Genomic DNA, 17,972 nt, shown 5'->3' on the forward strand with positions numbered 1-17,972 from the left:
CTGTGCTGACCTACGCATCCAGGCGGTGACCCGTGACCGGCCCCGAGCAGAACGCGCAGACCCGCGCCTTCCTCGCCGAGTACGCGGCCGGGAAGCGCGAGTTCGGCGCCCGGCGGTTCACCGGCCTGTACCTCGGCGGGGAGGACGTCCGTGGCGCCACCTTCGTCGACTGTGACTTCGTCGACTGCATCTTCGCCACGGGGGACTTCTCGAACTGCGTCTTCCGCGACTGCCGGTTCAGTAAGATCAACGCGCTCCGCGCGAGGTTCGTCGAGGCGCGGTTCCTGGACTGCGACCTCGAGAAGGCGGCCTTCGGCACCGCGGACTTCTTCCGGGCGGAGTTCGACGGGGGCACCTTCGGCGGCAACTGGCACGACGCGTTCTTCGTCCAGGCCCGCTTCCACCGGGTGACGTTCCTCGGGTCCGTCTTCGCGGGCGCCCACTTCGGGTTCACCGTCTTCGCGGCCGCCACGTTCGTCGCCTGCACCCTCGACCCGGTGGTGGTCGCGGGGCTGTGCCGAATCGACGAGCGGACCGTCGCGAACTCCTTCATCCTCAACAGCCGGGCGCTGGATGCGGCGCGCGACCGGTTCCAGGACGAGGGGGCGGCCCGGGACTTCACCCGCGGTCTCGCCGAACTCGAGCGGTTCCTCCTCGCGGTGGGCGCGGCCCCGGGCACCGTCCGCGCCTACCGGGACAGCGCGCGCGGCGGCGGTGAGCCCGCCCCGCCGACCGTCTTCATCAGCTACAGCTCCCGGGACGAGCAGTTCGCCACCCGGCTGCACGAGCTGCTGGAGGCCAACGGCGTGGACACCTGGTTCGCCCCGCACGACATCCGCGGCGGCCGCACGATCCTGGAGCAGATCACCGAGGAGATCCGGCGGCGCGGGAAGCTGATCCTCATCCTCTCCGAGGCCAGCATGGCCAGCGGCTGGGTCGCCACGGAGATCGGCCGGGCGGTGAGCGCGGAGCGGGAGACGGGCACGCGGAAACTGTTCCCGATCCGGATCGTCCCGCACGGGAGGCTGCTCGACTGGGAGCTGTTCGACGCGGACGCCGGGTACGACGTGGCACGCAAGATCCGCGAGTACCACATCCCGGACTTCTCCTCGGCCCCCGACGGCCTGGAACTGGAGCAGGCGGTCAGCCGCCTGGTCCGCGACCTGCGGGATTCCTGACTCCTGACAGCGCCACCGTCCGGTCGCCCACCTCCGGCCCCGGCGACACGGCCCCGGCGACACGGTTCCGGTCCCGCCCGGTGGGCACGGTGGGAGGTGTCGCCGACCGGGAGGGTCCCGGGGCGGGCGGCGGGCGAAAGGACGGAGAGCGCGATGGACACCGACTCCAGGGCACGGTTCGGGGACTACCAGAACGAGATCTACCTCGCCGGCCTCTCCGGCGTGCTGCCGGCGATGCCGATGAACTTCGCCGAACTGGAGGCGCGGGCGCAGGCCGCCCTGCCGCCGTCGGTCCTCTCGTACGTCGCGGGCGGCGCCGGGGACGAGTTCACCCAGCGGGCGAACGTCACCGCCTTCGAGCGGTACGGGCTGGTGCCGCGGATGATGGTCGGCGCCGCCCGGCGCGACCTGTCGGTGGACCTGTTCGGACTGAAGCTCCCGTCCCCGTTGTTCATGGCGCCGGTCGGGGTCATCGGCCTGTGCGCGCAGGACGGACACGGCGACCTGGCCACCGCCCGCGCCGCCGCGAGGAGCGGAGTGCCGATGGTCGCCTCGACGCTCACGGTGGACCCGATGGAGCAGGTGGCCGCAGAGTTCGGCGACACCCCGGGCTTCTTCCAGCTGTACACGCCCACCGACCGGGCGCTCGCGCAGAGCCTGGTGCACCGGGCGGAGGCGGCCGGGTTCAAGGGGATCGTCATCACCCTGGACACCTGGATCACCGGCTGGCGTCCGCGTGACCTCGGCGCGAGCAACTTCCCGCAGCTGCGCGGGCACGCGCTGGCGAACTACACGTCCGACCCGGTGTTCCGGGCCCGCCTCGCCAAGGCCCCCGAGGAGGACGTGAGCGCCACCGTCCTCGAGTGGATCGGCCTCTTCGGCAACCCGCTGACCTGGGACGACCTCCCGTGGCTGCGGTCCCTCACCGACCTGCCGATCATCCTCAAGGGCCTCTGCGCCCCGGAGGACGTCCGTCGGGCGAAGGACGGCGGCGTGGACGCCGTGTACTGCTCGAACCACGGTGGCCGCCAGGCCAACGGCGGCCTTCCCGCACTGGAGGCGCTGCCGGGCGTGGTCGAGGCGGCGGACGGGCTGCCGGTGCTGTTCGACTCCGGTGTCCGCACCGGCGCGGACGTGGTCAAGGCGCTCGCCCTCGGCGCCACCGCCGTCGGCGTCGGCCGGCCCTACGCCTACGGTCTGGCGGTCGGCGGCGTGGACGGCATCGTGCACGTGCTGCGCTCGCTGCTCGCCGAGGCAGATCTGATCATGGCCGTGGACGGCTACCCGACCCTCGCGGACCTGCGGGCCGAGGGTGCGATCCGCAGGATCTGACGCCTCGCCGGACCCTCCAGGACTTCGGCCGGACTTCCCCGGGACACCTCGACCGACGCTGCGCCAACGCCGCGTCAAGACCCCGTCCCGGGACGCAAGGGAAGCGTCAGGGAGCGCCGGAGGTCGGTCTCGGGCGGATAGCGTCGCAGACGAGGAAGCGGCTCCGCTCGTGGGGGAGCGGAGCCGCGACCACGCCGGTGGAACCTTCCCGGGTGATGTCAGTCCGCGATCAGGACGGCGACACCGGTGACCCGGTCCGCCGCCAGGTCCGTGAGCGCCCGGTCGGCCCGGTCCATGGTGTACCGCTGCAGACGGACGGTCGGGCGGTGGCGGGCGGCCTCGGCGAGGTAGGCGCGGCCGTCCTCCCGGGTGTTGGCGGTGACGCTGCGCAGCGTCCGCTCCTGGAAGAGATGCCGCTGGTAGTTGAGCCCGGGGATGTCGCTGAGGTGGATGCCCGCCACCGCCAGCGTCCCGCCGCGGTCCAGCGCGGACAGCGCCACCGGCACCAGGTCGCCGACCGGCGCGAAGAGGATCGCCGCGTCGAGCGGCTCCGGCGGGGCCTCGTACGCGTCGCCGGCGGAGGCCGCGCCCAGCTCCAACGCCAGCCGCCGGGCCTCCTCGGCCCGGGTCAGCACGTGCACGGTGGCGCCCCGGGCGAGGGCGAGCTGCGCGGTCAGGTGGGCGGACGCCCCGAAGCCGTAGATCCCCAGCCTGCCGGCCGGCGGCAGCTCGGCCCGCTCCAGGGCCCGGTAGCCGATGATCCCGGCACACAGCAGGGGCGCCACCTCCACGTCGGACGGCCCCTCCGGCAGCCGGTAGGCGTAGCGGGCGTCGACCACGGCGTACCGGGCGTAGCCGCCGTGGAGGTCCCAGCCGGTGTACCGCGAGTGCGGGCAGAGGTTCTCCCGGCCGGCCCGGCAGTAGCGGCACACGCCGCAGGTGCCCGCCAGCCAGGCCGCACCCACCCGGTCGCCGCGGGAGTGCCCGCCCACTTCGGAGCCGACGTTCAGGACGCGGCCCACGATCTGGTGGCCCGGCGTGCAGAGCGGCGTACGCGGCGGGAGGTCGCCCTCGGCGAGGTGGAGGTCCGTGCGGCACACGCCGCAGGCCGTCACCTCGATCAGCAGTTCCTGCGGACCGGGTGCCGCGATCGTCCGCTCCACACGTCGCAGTGGCGCCGAGGCCATCGGGCCCGGGTGCTCGACCACCCACGCCACCGTGCGGATCGGACCGTCCTCGGACGCTGACATCTCCGGCTCCTCTTTCCCCGCGACCTCCCCGTGGGTTCCCCGCGTCTGCTCCGTCTCCCCTGCGTCCGGCTCCGCGGCCTCACGAGGACCGGACACTCATCCCATCGTCCACCCGGCCGGGCTGTGCCGAGCAGGGCCGAACGGCCCCGATGGGGCCCGAACGCCCCACCTCCCTCCGCGACCGCCACCCGCCGGGCGCCGGCGGACCCACGGCCGGGCCCGGGAGCGGCCGGTGCGAGGCCACCGGCCCGGCACCGAACGGCTGACCGCCGGGGCGAGTCGGCGCACCCGGAGCGGGGTCGCGCTGGGACCATGCGCCTATGGCATCCGGTGCGAAGACCTCGACGGCCGCGGGGGTGGTCCTGCTGACCCTCGCGGCCGGGCAGTTCCTGATGGCACTCGACAGCTCGGTCATGAACGTCTCGATCGCGACCGTCGCCGACGACGTGGGGACGACCGTGACCGGCATCCAGGGTGCGATCACGGCCTACACCCTGGTGATGGCGATGTTCATGATCCCCGGCGGCAAGGTCGGCGAGCTCATCGGCCGCAAGCGCGCGTTCATGATCGGTTGCTGCGTCTACGGCTGCGGGTCCCTGACCACGGCCATCGCCCCGAACCTCGGCGTGCTGCTGTTCGGGTGGTCCTTCCTCGAAGGGATCGGTGCGGCCCTCATCCTGCCCGCGATCGTCGCGCTGGTCGCGGGAAACTTCGCCGCCGAGCGCCGGCCGGCGGCCTACGGGCTGGTCGCCGCCGCCGGGGCCGTCGCGATCGCGGTCGGGCCACTGGTCGGCGGGGTCGCCACGACGTACTTCTCCTGGCGCTGGGTGTTCGCCGGGGAGGTCGTCCTCGTCCTCGTCATCCTGGTGCTGGCGCGACGCATCGCCGACGCGCCCGTCGCCGCCGGTGCGCGGGTGGACCTCGTCGGCGCGGTGCTCTCCGCCCTCGGTCTCGGCATCTTCGTCTACGGCGTGCTGCGGTCCGACGAGTGGGGCTGGTTCCTGCCGAAACCCGGCGCGCCGTCCTGGCTCGGCGTCTCGATGGTCGTCTGGACGACGCTGACCGGCCTGGTGCTGGTCTGGCTCTTCCTGCACTGGGAGGCCCGCCTGGTCCGGGCCGGGACCGAGCCCCTGGTGGACCCGGAGCTGCTGCACAACCGGCAGCTCACCGGCGGCCTGATCATGTTCTTCTTCCAGTACCTCGTCCAGATGGGGGTCTTCTTCGTCGTCCCGCTCTACCTGTCGGTCGCGCTCGGCCTGTCGGCGCTCGCCACCGGGGCCCGCCTGCTGCCCCTGTCGCTCACCCTGCTGGCCGCGGCGGTCCTGATCCCGAAGCTGCTGCCGGACGTCTCGCCGAGGCGGGTCGTGCGGCTCGGCATCCTGGCGCTGCTCGCCGGCGCGGTGGTCCTGATGGCGGCGCTGGACGTGGACGCGGGCGCGGAGGCCGTCACCGTCCCCCTGCTGCTGATCGGGCTGGGCATGGGGGCACTGGCGTCACAGCTCGGGGCGGTCACCGTCTCGGCGGTGCCGGACGAGCAGAGTGCGGAGGTCGGCGGCGTCCAGAACGCCGTCACCAACCTCGGTGCCTCGATCGGGACGGCACTCGCCGGATCGATCATGATCGCGGTGCTCAGCACCTCGTTCCTGACCACCATCGAACAGGATCCGGCGATCCCGGCCGAGGTCACCGGTCAGGCCACGGTCGAACTGGCCAGTGGTGTCCCCTTCCTGTCGGACGCCCAGCTCACCGACGCCCTGGCGGAGGCCGGGACCAGCCCGGAGGTGGCCACGGCGGCGCTCGACGCGAACGCGGCGGCCAGGATCGACGGCCTGCGCGCGGCACTCGCCGTCCTCGCGCTGATGGCCGTCCTCGCGCTGTTCTTCACCCCGCGGATCCCGACCACCCAGCCGCGCTCACCGGCGTCCGGGGGCCCGTGACGCAGGCCCCGGCCGGAGGCCGGACGGACCCTGCCGCAGTGGCCCTGGCGCCCGGTCAGCCGGCGTGCGTGCCGCGGTCGCGGCGGATCACACAGAGGCCCCAGATCACGAAGGCCGCGGCGGCCATGACGGTGATGGACCAGAGCGGGTAGTACGGGATGGACAGGAAGTTGGCGACGATGAGCAGCGCGGCCGCCACGATGCCGAGGATCCTGGCCCACAGGGCCAGCCTGAACAGCCCCAGGCCCGCGGCGATCGCGACCACGCCGAGGACCAGGTGGATCCATCCCCAGCTGGTCAGGTCGAACTTGAAGATGTAGTTCGGCGTGCTGACGAAGACTCCGTCCTTGGCGATGCCCATGATCCCGCGGAGGATGTTCAGCACGCCGGAGATCAGGAGCATGACGGCGGCGAACACCACCAGGCCGCCGGCCGGGGTGTTCGAGTCGTCGTCACGGGCGGTCGTCGGTTTCGACGGCGAGGACATCTGTTACCTACCGATCGGCGGGGCGCAACGGTTTCGGGTCACGGTCACTGGTCCACGTTCGCTGGTCGGCCGACCTCGGTCGCGGTCGACCGGACGGCGCCGGCGGCCGGCCGTGGGGCCGCTCCGGCAGTGCCAGGATGCGCGCGCCCAGGCCGCCTCGCACGTCGGCCCGCGCACCGGTCCGTCCGGAACCGCCCGGTCCGGGCAGCCGTCGGGGGAGTGGGCTGCCCGGGACCCGGTGGTGCGGTGTCAGTGCCTGCGGTGCGCGTGGCGCCGGCGCAGGAGGAACACGGCGCCGCCGCCGGCGGCGATGAGGGCGGCGCCGATGACGCCGGTCCCGAGGCCGCCGCCCCCGGTGGAGGCGAGCGATCCGCCGTCGGTGCGGGGGGTGGACGGGGTGGTGCCGGAGGGGAGGGGGCTGGGTGTGGAGCCGATGGCGGCGTGGTCGTCGGGTTGGTCGGGGGAGGGCGAGGCCGGCGCAGTCGCGGAGTGCGAGGGCTGCGCCGAGGTGCTCGCCGTGAGGGTGGGGGTCGGGGCCGGGGTGGTGGGCCCGCCGGTCGGAGGGGTGCCGGAGCCGTCGCCGAACTGGATGTGGACGTCGGCGCCGGCGGCGGTGGCCCGGGTGACGCTGATCGACAGGTGCGCGGAGGAGTCGGAGAGCGCCGTACCGGCGGTGGTGAACGAGCCGGCGGCGGCCTTGTCGTCGTGCTTGACGTTGCTGATCATGACCGCGCGGTCGTAGCGCCCGGCCGGGACCCGGTAGACGTCCACGCCCTGGGCGACGTCGCGGTCCGCGGTGGCGGAGTCGGGCGCGCGGAACTCGACGACGACGCGGTCCCCGCCGGTGCCGAGCGGGAGGTCCACCGCTCGAACGCCCGAGGTGCCGGCCGCGTGCAGCGGGGTGAGGTGCATGGTGGTCGTCGCCGAGGGTGTGGTGACCTGCTGGGCGGTGAGCCACTTCTGGGACAGCAGCTCGGGCGCGGTCAGGCCCTTCCTCTCGCCGCCGCCGCCCATCGGCGTGCGGTCGCTGTAGCCGTCCGCGGTGCACGCGGTGAAGCTGCCGGCCGTGCACACTCGGCGTTCCTGGTGGGCGAGGCCGAGGTTGTGGCCGGCCTCGTGGACGACGGCGGCCTTGTCGGCCACGGCGCCTTCGTGGAACCAGGTGTTGGGGCCGGGCATGGAGCCGAGACCCCACCAGTCGCTGCAGTGGTCGGTGTGGAAGACGACCGAGATGTGGTCGAACGTCACGTCGGGGATCGTCTTGCGCGCGAGGTCGACCATCTTCCCGGTGTCGCAGGCGGAGGAGTCGTCCATGTCGATCGTGAACGGTCCGAACACGCCGTCACCCTGGGCGGGGACGATGCTCATCCGGTTCCCGGAGTTCCTGGCGTAGTACGTGGCGAGGGAGTCGCCGGTGCCGAAGAAGTTCTGAACGGCCTGGTCGTGGGCCTTCCGGGGGTCGGCGAGCGCGAGGTTGCGGAAGTTGACGAGCACCACGGCCCGGTGGTCGACGGTCTGCGGCGCGGGCTCGGCCGCGGCGGGTGCCGCGAGCAGGGCCGATCCGACGGTCAGCGCGCCGGCGGTGGCCGCGGCGAGCAGCACGGGGACCTTCGCACCGGTGGGTCGCGCGGCGCGGGTTGCCGCGGCGGCGGCCGTGGGGCGTGCCGGGAGTGGGCGCAGTGCCATGTGAGGGAGTCCTTGGCTGGTCGGTCGGATGCGGGCAGCAGGGAGCTCCGGACGTCCTCGGCCCGGGCCGGGGCGAGGACTCCGGACGCGTCATGAGGCTTCGGAGTGTGGCGAGTTGACGTGGACGGCCGACGGGCCGCCGGTGGTGCACCACCGGGCAGGGCCGGTCCGCAGGGCAGGGCCGGTCCGCAGGGCGGGAGCCGGCGATGTCCGCCCTGCATCATGGGAGACCCCTGGCGGCGCCCCGGATAACAGAAATCCCCGATCCTCGTGCGGGGGCCCGTTCGACGCGCGTGATCGCGCGGGAACTGGTGTGCTGGGTCGGGGGCGCTTGGTCCACGGGACGGCCGCACCGCATCCGGGAGAGTGGCAGATGAGCACGTATCGAGCCGCGCAGATCGCGGCGCTCGGCAGCCCGTTCGAGGTCGTGGAGCGGGAGGTCCGGCGGCCGGGCCCGGGCCACGTCCGGGTGGCGGTGGACGCCTGCGGGGTCTGCCACAGCGACGCGGCCTTCGTGAACGCCGCGGTGCCGGGCGTCCGGTTCCCCCTGGTCGCCGGCCATGAGATCGCCGGGCACGTCGAGGAGCTCGGCGAGGGCACCGCACAGCGCGGCTGGCAGGTCGGCGACCGGGTGGCGGTGGGCTGGTTCGGCGGCAGCTGCGGCCACTGCCGGCCCTGCCGGCAGGGCGACTTCGTGGTGTGCCAGAACCTGAAGGTCCCCGGCTGGGCGTACGACGGGGGCTACGCCGAGATGGTCATCGCACCGGCCGACGCCCTGGCGCGGATCCCCGACGCGCTGACCGCGACCGAGGCGGCGCCCCTGGGCTGTGCGGGAGTGACCACGTACAACGGGCTCCGGCGGAGCTCCGCCCGGCCGGGCGACCTGGTCGCCGTACTCGGCCTCGGCGGCCTCGGCCATCTGGGGGTGCAGTACGCGGTCGCGATGGGCTTCGAGACCGTGGCCGTCGCCCGCGGGGCCGCCAAGGCCGACTTCGCCAGCGAGCTGGGCGCGCACCACTACATCGACAGCACGGGGGCCACCGCCGTCGCGGACGCGCTGCAGTCCCTCGGCGGCGCCAGGGTCGTGCTGGCCACCGCGGCCAACTCTCAGGCCATCACGGCGACCGTCGAAGGGCTCCGCCCCCGGGGCGAGCTGGTGGTCATCGGCGCGGACGCCACCCCGCTCGGGGTCAGCCCTAACCAGCTGCTGATGAGCGGCAGGATCATCCGCGGTCACCCCTCGGGCACGGCGCAGGACGTGCAGGACACACTGGCGTTCAGCGTGCTGACGGGAATCCGCCCGACGGTGGAGACCGTGCCGCTGGAGCAGACCGCGGCGGCGTACGACCGGATGATGTCCGGCGCCGCCCGCTTCAGGATGGTGGTTACCCCGCACTGAGCCCGGCGGCGGCGCGAAGCCGGGGCCCCCGCAGGAATGATCGCCGGGGGAGTCGGCGTTGGGGCTACCAGACGCAATCGTAAGGAGGACCTGGTGGCCATGCAGACTCAGAAGGCTGTCCTGGCGGGTGGGTGTTTTTGGGGCGTGCAGGCGCTTGTCCGCAGGCAGCCCGGGGTGGTCGGAACGCGGGTCGGCTACAGCGGCGGCGACGTGCCCGACGCCACGTACCGCAATCACGGCACCCACGCCGAGGCGATCGAGATCACGTTCGACCCGGCCGTGACCGACTTCCGGACCATCCTCGAGTTCTTCTTCCAGATCCACGACCCGAGCACCGTGAACCGCCAGGGCAACGACGTCGGGAGCAGCTACCGGTCGGCGATCTTCTACCAGGACGACGAGCAGAAGCGGATCGCGGAGGACACCATCGCCGACGTCGACGCCTCCGGGCTGTGGCCCGGCAAGGTCGTCACCGAGGTGGCCCCGGTGGGACCCTTCTGGGAGGCCGAGCCCGAGCACCAGGACTACCTGGAGCGCTACCCCGACGGCTACACCTGCCACTTCGTCCGGCCCGGCTGGAAGCTGCCGCGCCGATCGAGCGGCACACCGCAGGCCGCGCACTGACCCGGACGGATCCCGTCTGGTCCTGACCGGGGCAGGCCGTCCATGGACGGCCTGCCCCGGTCAGACTTCCGGGGCTACTGCGCGGCGCCGCCCTCGCGGCGCGCGATCACGCGGTAGGCGTTGGAGAGCCCGGTGCGCCCGGCGAAGCGGGCGACCACGCGGTCCAGCAGCGCGGCGAGGAGCAGGGCCGGGGCGCCGGCCAGGAAGAGCGTGCCGCGCAGCGTCCGGCGCAGCCGCCCCGGGGGCGTACCCGGCAGCCACGGCGCGTCCTCGCGCGGTGCGACCGCGTCGAGCAGCAGCCAGCAGGCGGCGAGCAGGTCCACCGGGTCGTGCGGCTCGCCGTGCTGTTCCAGCAGGACGGTGAAGCCGAGCTCGCCGAGCCGGCCGCGCAGGTTGGCGACGGGCACGAGGTTGAGGTGCTGCGGCTGCAGCCAGGGCAGCCACCACCGTCCCAGCAGCCGGGCGTAGCGGCACTCCGGGTCGGGCACCTCGATCAGCAGCAGGCCGCCGGGACGCAACGCCTCCCGGGCCGCGGCCAGTTCATGGGCCGGGTCGGTGCTGTGTTCGAGGTAGTGGAACATGCTCACCACGTCGTACCGCCCGGCCAGCTCGGGTGCCAGTTCGGGCAGGGTGCCGCGGAAGCCGTGGGCCAACCTGCCGTTCTTCTCGGCCAGTTCGACGCCCTCGCTGAGGTCCAGACCGTCGAAGACGGTGTCCGGGAGGAGCTCGCGGGCGCTCTCGCAGAAGTGGCCGTGCCCGGTCCCGACGTCCAGCCAGGTGCCGGGTGCGGAGGCGAACGGGGCCACCGAGCGGGCGCGGCGGCGGTAGACGCCGGCGCGGGTGGCGAACATCCCGGCGAGCCGCTGTTCGCCCAGGCCGTCGTAGAAGTCGCGGTAGTAGAACTCCAGGCCGGGGCCGGTCAGCCGGGGGTTCTGGAAGATGTGCGCGCAGTCCCGGCACTCGTCCAGGACGAACCGTCCCGGCTTGTGCTGCAGCAGGTCGGTGGTGCGCAGCCGTCGCCGCAGCCGGGTGGAGCCGCACCACGGGCAGTCGGCGCGGCGCGGTGCGAAGAAGCGGCCGGTCCCGTCGGCCAGGTCGGCCCGGTAGGCGGGACGCAGGGCGGCGATCTGCCGGGCCCGGGCCGCGGCCCTGCCCGTTCCGGGGTCTGCTTCCGTGGTCATCGGGGCGTCCTGTCGGCCGGGGCGGCGAGGTGTTCGAGCCGGGTGGCGGCGGCGGCCGCGCCTCCGGCCGACCGGAAGGAGGCGCCGATCCGCCGGGCCGCGCACCGGTGGGCCGGGTCGTCCAGGACCGCGTCCAGGGCCTGGCCGAGCCGCTGCGCACCGGTCCGGCCGAAGCGCACCCGGACACCGGCGCCCGCCGCCGTCACCTGCCCGGCCACCACCGGCTGGTCGTCGCGGATCGGGGCGACCACCAGCGGCACGCCGTGCCAGAGGGCCTCGCAGACGGTGTTGTGGCCGGCGTGGCAGACCACCGCGGCGGTGCGCGCCAGCAGCGGCAACTGCGGCACCGAGCGCAGCACCAGGACGTCGGCGTCGGGCTCGGGGTCGCCCTGGACGCCGCCCGGGTCGACGATCACCGCCTGCAGCCGTCCGGCGCGGGCCCGCAGCGCCTCCTGGCAGCTCGCCAGAAAGGCCTTCCCCGCGTCGGCGTTGGCCGTTCCCAGGGTGACCAGCACCGTCTCACGGCCCGGGTCCAGCCACTCCCAGGGGAACGGGCCGGCGGCGGGACGCGCGGTGATCGACGGGCCGACGAAGCGCACCGGGCCCGCCGGTGCGGTGACGGGGCCGGCCAGTTCGGGGGTGGTGAAGGCGAGGGTCAGGTGCGGGGAGAAACGCGGGTCGGCCGTCCCGTCCGGGTCTCCGACGCGCCGCCGCAGGCCGGTGAGGAGGCCGGCGATCCAGGCCTCCACCAGCGGCATGCCGGCCAGGGCGCCGGTGAACTCGGCGGAGGTGGTCGCGGCGGTGGCCCAGGGCAGACCGAGCCGCTCGGCGACCAGCGCACCGGCGACGGCCTGCTGGTCCACCACGAGGACGTCGGGGGCGAACCGGGCGACCGCCGCCGTCACGCCGGGGGCCATCGCCTCGGCGAGCGGGACGAGGAAGTCCGCCCAGAGGAACTTCAGCGCGGCCGGGCCCCGCAGCTCGGGCGGTCTCGGGACGGCCGCGCCGTCGGCGGCGACGGCGCAGGGGTGGATCTCGGCACCGGGCCCGGTCAGGGGCCCGACCACCTCCGGCAGCCCTGCCCAGGCCGTCGCGTGTCCGCGGGCCCGAAGCTCGGCGGCGACGCCCACGGCCGGGTTCACATGCCCGACCAGCGGCGGGACGACGAAGAGGAACCGGGTCACCGCAGGCTCCCTTCGAGGTCCTGTCCGACTCGTGCGGCCGGGCCGCGCAGCGGGGCGCCGTGCTCGCGCAGCCAGGCCAGGGTGAGGTCGAGAACGGTTCCCGGGGCCTCGACCAGCACGGAGTGCTCCTGACCGGGCACGAAGGTGCTCCGGCAGCGGGGCAGCAGCTCCTCCAGCCACGCCGCCTGGTCGGCGAGGTCGGACTCGGTGCCGTAGACGGCCAGGACGGGGCAGCGGATCGCGCGCAGCTGCGCCTCGGTGGGCAGCCTGCTGGCCGGGATGTCGCGGGCCAGGGAGGTGCCGGCCAGCAGCCGCCCGGCCGAGCGGGCCAGCCGGGCGGTGTGGGCGCCGCGCTGCGCGGCGACCCAGGCCAGCGTGGACTCGTCGGCCAGCTCGGTCTCGGCCCGCCGCAGGATGCCGTCCAGTTTGGCGGCCCAGGCCGGGGAGGCGGGCTCGGACTCGACGGCCAGGATCCCGGCGACCCGGGCCGGACGGCGGGCGGCGAGGGAGAACGCCACCGTGCCGCCGAAGGAGTTGCCGAGCAGGTGGACGGGGCCGTCCCCCGCCAGCCGGTCCAGCAGCCCCGCGAGGTCGTCGACGAAGTCCTCGAGCCGGTAGCCGCTCGGTGGCCGTCCGGTGCGGCCGTGTCCGCGCTGGTCGTACATCAGCACCTCCACCCCCGCGGCGGCGAGCGCGGGGGCCAGGGTGAAGTAGTGGCTGGCGAGGCTGTCGGTCAGCAGGCCGTGCAGCAGGACGGCGGTCGCGGCGGGCGGCCGGCCGTCCTGGGGGCCGAGCCGCTGCACGTGGAGGCGGAGCCCGTCGAGATCGAGGAAGGCCACGGTCAGCTCCGCTCGACGGTCTGCAGCCGGTCCACGACGTGGCCGACCAGGCGGCCGACCGTCAGGCCGATGATCTCGTCGAGTTCCATGCCCGCCAGGAACTCGGCGAAGTTGATCCGCTCGCCCCAGCGGTCCTGGAGCCGCCCGGCCAGGGTCACCAGGTCGATGCTCTCCAGCCCGAGGTCCTCGGTGAACCGGGCCTCCATGGTGACCTCGGCCTCGTCGAGGCCGTACTCGTCGAGCACGGCGGCCAGCATGCCGGTGATCTCCGCGAGGACCTCCTGATCGGTGGGCGGGTGCAGGTCGGCGGTCTGTGCGCTGCCGGTCACGGGGTGGCCGTCCCTTCGTGGTTCTCGGTGTCGTCGCTGCTCAGGGTCCAGGCCACGACGTAGCTGCGGTCCGGCAGACCGGGTGGGCTGCCGAGTTCGGTGCACCCCACGCGGTGGGTGCGGGGTCCGTCGGGTCGGGCTACGGTGACCCGCAGTGCGGACGGGTCGGCGGCGACCACGGCGAAGTCCCGTGGCCGGCCGCGCAGTCCGGTGCCCTCCGCCTTGGCCGCCGCCTCCTTCGCGGCCCAGAACCGGGTCAGCCACAGTGCCTCGGATCCGCCGTGGGCGGCGCGGCCGGCCGCCACCAGCTCCAGCTCGGCCGGCCCGAGCGCGATGCGGAGGTCCGCCGGACGGTCCGTCACCTCCGCCAGGTCGATGCCCACGCCGGGCCCGCCGCCGGGGCGCCGTGGCCGGACCAGCGCCACCGCCGCCTCGGCCCGGTGCGCGAGCGAGACGTCCAGCTCCGGGAGTCTGCGGCCGTGCACCCCGGACACCTGGGGACGCCCATGGGGGTGTCCAGGGCCGGAGGTGGCGGGAAGGTCGTTGCGGACGGCGATCTCGGCGGGGAAGACCGGGCCCTCGCCCTGCTCCCAGAGCCACCGCCGCACCGCGTCCTTCACCGCGATCCGGCCCAGGAGCCAGGCCCGCCGCCCGCGGGGCGGCTGCTGCTCGTAGCGTGACCGCTCGGCGGATCCCAGATGGTTGCGCATGATCAGATCGCGGGAGGCGAGGTCCGGCCAGCGCTCGTGCAGCACCACCCAGCCACCGGGCTGCGGCGTGGAGAGGGTGTGGCGGTCGGCGAAGCGTTCGACGGGCCGGGTGTCGGGGTGGCTGTCGAAGCGGCGGTCCTGCCAGCCGTGGACCTCCGCCCAGACGGCGCCGCCGGAGAGCAGTTGCACGTCGGCCTCGAGGGCGGTGTCGGTGAGGCCGGTGATCCGGATGTGGGCGTGCAGCGGGGTGCCGGGCCGGGGCGTCGGTCCGTGGAAGGTGAGCCGGCGCATGCCGACCGGGAAGACGACCGTCCGCTCGGTGCGGGTGGCCATGATCCAGTACCCGAGCAGCTGGCCGACGTTGTCCAGCAGCGCCCCGGGGGCGGACGGTGCGGTGATCACGCCGCGCACGTGGGACGGGCCGAGCGCGGTCAGTTCGCTCAGGCCGCGGAAGGCCGGGCCGTGGAACATCCACCGTTCGTCGTAGAGTCCGGCGGCCGTCAGCCCCGGCGCCGACTCGGTGGCCGGATCCGGCGTCCACGCGGCCGGTGGCGCGGGGTGGCGGCCGGCCAGCTCGACCGTGCCCCGGGCGTAGCCGCCGAAGTCGGCGGCCAGCCGGCCGGGGCCGGCGTCGTCGAGCGTGAGCGCCACCTCCAGCGGGGTGGCGGCCGGCACCCACTGGCCGAACCGCAGGTCGTGCACGCCGACGGCGACCCGGCCGGGCATCGCCCGCTCCGCCGCGTCCACCAGGTGCTGCACGATCGTGGTGGCCGGGACGACGGGCCAGCGGTCGGTCAGGTCGGGCCAGCCGGCGCGCTGCCGGAAGAAGCAGTGGTCGAGCAGGTACGGCATGGCGGTGGTCGAGACCTGGAGCACGCGGCCGCGCGGGGGAGCCGCGCGGTCCGGCCGGGCGGGCGGGCGTGGCGGCGCGGTACGCCCCACGGCCGGCCGGCCCGCGCGGATCAGTTCGGCCGCGGTCCGCCCGGTGTCGCGCAGCAGCGCGTCGAGTTCGGCCGCCACCGGATGGCGGGCGGCCAGCGCGGCCAGGTCCGCGCTGTCGCCGGTGCCGGAACCCCGGTGCGGTGCCAGCTCGGCGCGCAGCGTGCCGAGGACGGCGGGATCCAGCGAGACGAGGGCGCCGCCGAGGTCGAGCCGGACGGCCGGGTGCGGCCGCTCCCGCTCCGGTGCGCGGGCGGGCCGCAGGGCCGCGAGGTCCGGCTCCGCGCCGTCCGCCCAGAGCGCGGCGGCGACCCGCCGCAGCTGGGCGAGTCCGTCGCGGTGCGGTGAGTTCGCCGCGACCACCAGATGCTCCCGGCCGCCCAGCGTGTCACCCGCCAGCGAGCCGATCTGTCCGGGGCCCACCTGGACGAACGCCCGGAAGCCGGCCGCGTACATGGCCTCGACCAGCGGCCGGAACCGCACCGGCTCCAGCAGGTGACGGATGAACAGCGCGCGGACCTCGGCCTCGGTGGGCGGGAAGGGCGAGGCCGTCGTCCCGGACCACACGGGCACGGTCGGCCGGTGCAGCTCGAAGCGGTCGGCGGCCTGCCGGATCGGGTCCAGATAGGGGCCCAGCATCGGCGTGTGGAAGCCGGACCGGAACGGCAGGACCTGGCCCAGCACCCCGCGCGCGCGAAACCGGCGGACCAGTTCCGTGACCGGTCCCTCGGGGCCGCAGACGATCGACTGCTGCGGCGCGTTGTCGTGCGAGAGCACGACCTGCTCCATCCCGTCGACGCCGCCCAGCGCCTCGGCCACCCGCTCGGCCGAGGTGCCGAGCGCGGCGAAGGACAGACCGGGCACGCTCAGCGCGTCCGGGTCGAAGGACTCCAGGAAGGAGTCCACGGAGGCGCCGGAGTACAGGCCGCCGCTGATCATCGCGGTCCACTCGCCGACACTGTGCCCGGCCACGGCATCGGGCCGCACGCCCGTCCGGCGCAGGGCCGCGTCCAGCAGCCGGCCCACGGCGACCACGCCCACCCCGTGCCGCCCGATGTCGCCCACCCGGGCGGCCGACCCCGAGGCTGCGGGGCGCGGCAGGCCGAAGTGGTCGGCGACGTCGTCCACCCGGGGCGCGAACTCGCCCTCCAGGCCGGGGAAGAGGAACGCCACCCGGCCCGTCTCCAGCAGCGGCCGAGGGGCGAACCAGACGTCGCCCCGGCCGCGCCAGGCCCGGCCCCGGGAGACCGCGCGGCGGGCCACCGCCAGCCGCTTCCCGGTCGGGTCGACGACGGCCAGCCGGCAGCGCGGCGCGGGCCCGCCGCGCTCCGGCAGGCCGGCGGCCAGCACGGCGCGGTCGTCGGCGGCCAGCAGCTGCGCCAGCTGCTCGGGGCCGTCGGCGGCGAGCCGCAGGACCCGCTCGGGTTCGGACACCACCGCGGGTGCCACGACGGCGGAGGGAGCGCGGGCCGGGGCCGGGGCCTGCTCCAGCACCACGTGCGCGTTGATACCGCCGAAGCCGAAGGCGTTCACCGCCGCGCGGCGGGGTCCGTCACCGGCGCTCTCCCAGGGCCGGGCGGTGCCGATGGTCCGGAAACGGGTGCGGGCCAGCGCCGGGTGCGGATCGTCGCAGTGCAGGGTGGGGAGCAGGACCCCGTGGTGCACCGCGAGCGCCGCCTTGACCAGCCCGGCGACGCCCGCGGCCGGCATCAGATGGCCGATCTGCGACTTCACCGAGCCGAGTACGGCCCGCTCCTCGCCGGCCCTCGCTAGGCCGAACACCTCCGCCAGCGTGGTCAGTTCGGCCGCGTCCCCGGCCGGGGTGGCGGTGCCGTGGGCCTCCAGCAGGCCCAGCGCACCGGGCGCCGCCGGGTCGAGCCCGGCCGCCTGCCAGGCCCCTCGTACCGCGCGGCTCTGGCCCCCCGGGTCGGGGTTGGCCAGTGCGGCCGTACGCCCGTCGCCGGCGACGCCGGTACCGCGGATCACCGCGTACACCCGGTCGCCGTCGCGCTGGGCGTCGGTGAGCCGCTTGAGCACCACCACGCCGGTGCCCTCGCCGATCAGGATGCCGTCGGCACCCCGGTGGAACGGGCGGATCCGCCCGCTCGCGGAGAGCGCCCGCAGCTGCGCGAACACGCTCCACAGGGTGACGTCGTGGCAGTGGTGCACCCCGCCGGCCAGCACCACGTCGCAGCGCCCGGTGGTCAGCTCGCCGACCGCCTGGTCGACGGCGACCAGCGAGGACGCGCAGGCGGCGTCCACCGTGTACGCCGGGCCGCGCAGGTCGAGCCGGTTGGCCACCCGGGAGGCGGCCAGGTTGGGCACCAGCCCGATCGCCGACTCGGGGTGGTCCGGGCCGAGCCGGTCGGTGAACGCCTCCCGGACCCTGGCGAGCTGACCGTCCGTCAGGTCGGGCAGCAGCTCGCCGAGGGTGCGCACCAGCTGGTGCGCGGTGCGGACCCGCTGGTCGAGCCGGACCAGGCCCGGCGTCAGATAGCCGCCCCGGCCCAGCACCACCCCGACCCGGTCGCGGTCGGGCAGCCGTTCCGGGCCGCCGGCGTCCGCGATCGCGGCGTCCGCGACCTGCAGCGCGATCAGCTGGTCCGGCTCGGTCCCGGGCACCGAGCTCGGCATGATGCCGAACCGGGTGGGCCGCACCTCGGCCAGCGCGTCCACGAAGCCGCCGCGCCGGCAGTACAGCCGGTCGGGGGCGCCGGGCCCGGTGGCCGCCGCCGGGTCGTAGAAGCCCGCGTCCCAGCGCCCCTCGGGGACGTCGGTGATCGCGTCGACCCCGGCCAGCAGGTTCCGCCAGTACGTCGTCAGGTCCGGGGCGCCGGGCAGCAGGACCGCCATGCCCACCACGGCCACCGGCACCGCCCGGGGGCGCCTCTCCACGG

At 74.9% G+C, this 17,972-nt stretch carries 13 protein-coding genes; 5 read left to right on the forward strand and 8 right to left on the reverse strand.

The window, feature by feature from the left end:
- The first annotated feature begins 32 nt into the window (after positions 1–32).
- Positions 33–1,178 (forward strand): toll/interleukin-1 receptor domain-containing protein, encoded by a 1,146-nt coding sequence (locus OG871_RS32765; RefSeq protein WP_371501750.1) that lies wholly within the window; start codon positions 33–35, stop codon positions 1,176–1,178.
- Between the two features lie 153 nt (positions 1,179–1,331).
- A complete protein-coding gene (locus OG871_RS32770; protein ID WP_371501751.1) occupies positions 1,332–2,510 on the forward strand; it encodes an alpha-hydroxy-acid oxidizing protein in 1,179 nt (392 codons plus the stop codon).
- Between the two features lie 218 nt (positions 2,511–2,728).
- Here the strand turns inward: OG871_RS32770 and OG871_RS32775 are convergent, their stop codons facing one another.
- Positions 2,729–3,760: a zinc-binding alcohol dehydrogenase family protein gene (locus OG871_RS32775; protein WP_371501753.1), complete on the reverse strand. Its 1,032-nt coding sequence runs from the start codon at positions 3,758–3,760 to the stop codon at positions 2,729–2,731.
- 320 nt (positions 3,761–4,080) lie between these two features.
- On the opposite strand from OG871_RS32775, the gene OG871_RS32780 reads away from it, so the two are divergent.
- Entirely contained in the window at positions 4,081–5,697 is a 1,617-nt protein-coding gene (locus OG871_RS32780) for an MFS transporter (RefSeq protein WP_371501754.1), read from the forward strand.
- Positions 5,698–5,752: 55 nt separating this feature from the next.
- On the opposite strand, the gene OG871_RS32785 is transcribed toward OG871_RS32780, so the two are convergent.
- Both OG871_RS32785 and OG871_RS32790 read right to left on the reverse strand, forming a co-directional pair.
- Entirely contained in the window at positions 5,753–6,184 is a 432-nt protein-coding gene (locus OG871_RS32785) for a hypothetical protein (protein WP_371501755.1), read from the reverse strand.
- A 249-nt stretch (positions 6,185–6,433) separates the two neighbouring features.
- Complete coding sequence (locus OG871_RS32790; RefSeq protein WP_371501757.1) at positions 6,434–7,870, reverse strand: hypothetical protein; 1,437 nt, start codon at positions 7,868–7,870, stop codon at positions 6,434–6,436.
- Positions 7,871–8,243: 373 nt separating this feature from the next.
- Here OG871_RS32790 and OG871_RS32795 point away from each other — a divergent pair, with 373 nt between their 5' ends.
- Both OG871_RS32795 and msrA read left to right on the forward strand, forming a co-directional pair.
- Positions 8,244–9,269: an alcohol dehydrogenase gene (locus tag OG871_RS32795; protein WP_371501759.1), complete on the forward strand. Its 1,026-nt coding sequence runs from the start codon at positions 8,244–8,246 to the stop codon at positions 9,267–9,269.
- A 93-nt stretch (positions 9,270–9,362) separates the two neighbouring features.
- Positions 9,363–9,893 carry a peptide-methionine (S)-S-oxide reductase MsrA gene (gene msrA / locus OG871_RS32800; protein WP_371501761.1) on the forward strand — a complete coding sequence of 177 codons (531 nt, stop codon included), beginning with the start codon at positions 9,363–9,365 and terminating at the stop codon, positions 9,891–9,893.
- Between the two features lie 74 nt (positions 9,894–9,967).
- Here msrA and OG871_RS32805 read toward each other — a convergent pair whose 3' ends face one another.
- Genes OG871_RS32805 through OG871_RS32825 form a run of 5 tightly spaced genes read right to left on the reverse strand, consistent with a single transcriptional unit; the run spans position 9,968 to position 17,970 of the window.
- On the reverse strand, positions 9,968–11,074 hold the full coding sequence (locus tag OG871_RS32805; protein WP_371501762.1) for a class I SAM-dependent methyltransferase: 1,107 nt from the start codon (positions 11,072–11,074) through the stop codon (positions 9,968–9,970).
- Positions 11,071–12,258, reverse strand: a complete 1,188-nt coding sequence (locus OG871_RS32810) for a glycosyltransferase (RefSeq protein WP_371501764.1) — start codon at positions 12,256–12,258, stop codon at positions 11,071–11,073. The genes OG871_RS32805 and OG871_RS32810 overlap by 4 nt, the downstream gene beginning before the upstream one ends.
- Positions 12,255–13,097, reverse strand: coding sequence for an alpha/beta fold hydrolase (locus OG871_RS32815; protein ID WP_371501766.1), 843 nt, complete (start codon positions 13,095–13,097; stop codon positions 12,255–12,257). Before OG871_RS32815 ends, OG871_RS32810 begins: the two co-directional genes overlap by 4 nt.
- 2 nt (positions 13,098–13,099) lie before the next feature.
- Complete coding sequence (locus OG871_RS32820; protein WP_371501767.1) at positions 13,100–13,426, reverse strand: acyl carrier protein; 327 nt, start codon at positions 13,424–13,426, stop codon at positions 13,100–13,102.
- Positions 13,423–17,970, reverse strand: coding sequence for a beta-ketoacyl synthase N-terminal-like domain-containing protein (locus OG871_RS32825; RefSeq protein WP_371501769.1), 4,548 nt, complete (start codon positions 17,968–17,970; stop codon positions 13,423–13,425). The genes OG871_RS32820 and OG871_RS32825 overlap by 4 nt, the downstream gene beginning before the upstream one ends.
- Positions 17,971–17,972: the final 2 nt, after the last annotated feature.

The organism is Kitasatospora sp. NBC_00374 (assembly GCF_041434935.1).
Taxonomy (GTDB): Bacteria; Actinomycetota; Actinomycetes; order Streptomycetales; family Streptomycetaceae; genus Kitasatospora.

Bases quoted from the DNA above. Each gene is read 5' to 3' on its own strand.
- OG871_RS32785 (WP_371501755.1), bottom strand. From the start codon at position 6,184: ATGTCCTCGCCGTCGAAACCGACGACCGCCCGTGACGACGACTCGAAC.
- OG871_RS32770 (WP_371501751.1), top strand. From the start codon at position 1,332: ATGGACACCGACTCCAGGGCACGGTTCGGGGACTACCAGAACGAGATC.
- OG871_RS32805 (WP_371501762.1), bottom strand. From the start codon at position 11,074: ATGACCACGGAAGCAGACCCCGGAACGGGCAGGGCCGCGGCCCGGGCC.
- OG871_RS32775 (WP_371501753.1), bottom strand. From the start codon at position 3,760: ATGTCAGCGTCCGAGGACGGTCCGATCCGCACGGTGGCGTGGGTGGTC.
- OG871_RS32790 (WP_371501757.1), bottom strand. From the start codon at position 7,870: ATGGCACTGCGCCCACTCCCGGCACGCCCCACGGCCGCCGCCGCGGCA.
- OG871_RS32780 (WP_371501754.1), top strand. From the start codon at position 4,081: ATGGCATCCGGTGCGAAGACCTCGACGGCCGCGGGGGTGGTCCTGCTG.
- OG871_RS32795 (WP_371501759.1), top strand. From the start codon at position 8,244: ATGAGCACGTATCGAGCCGCGCAGATCGCGGCGCTCGGCAGCCCGTTC.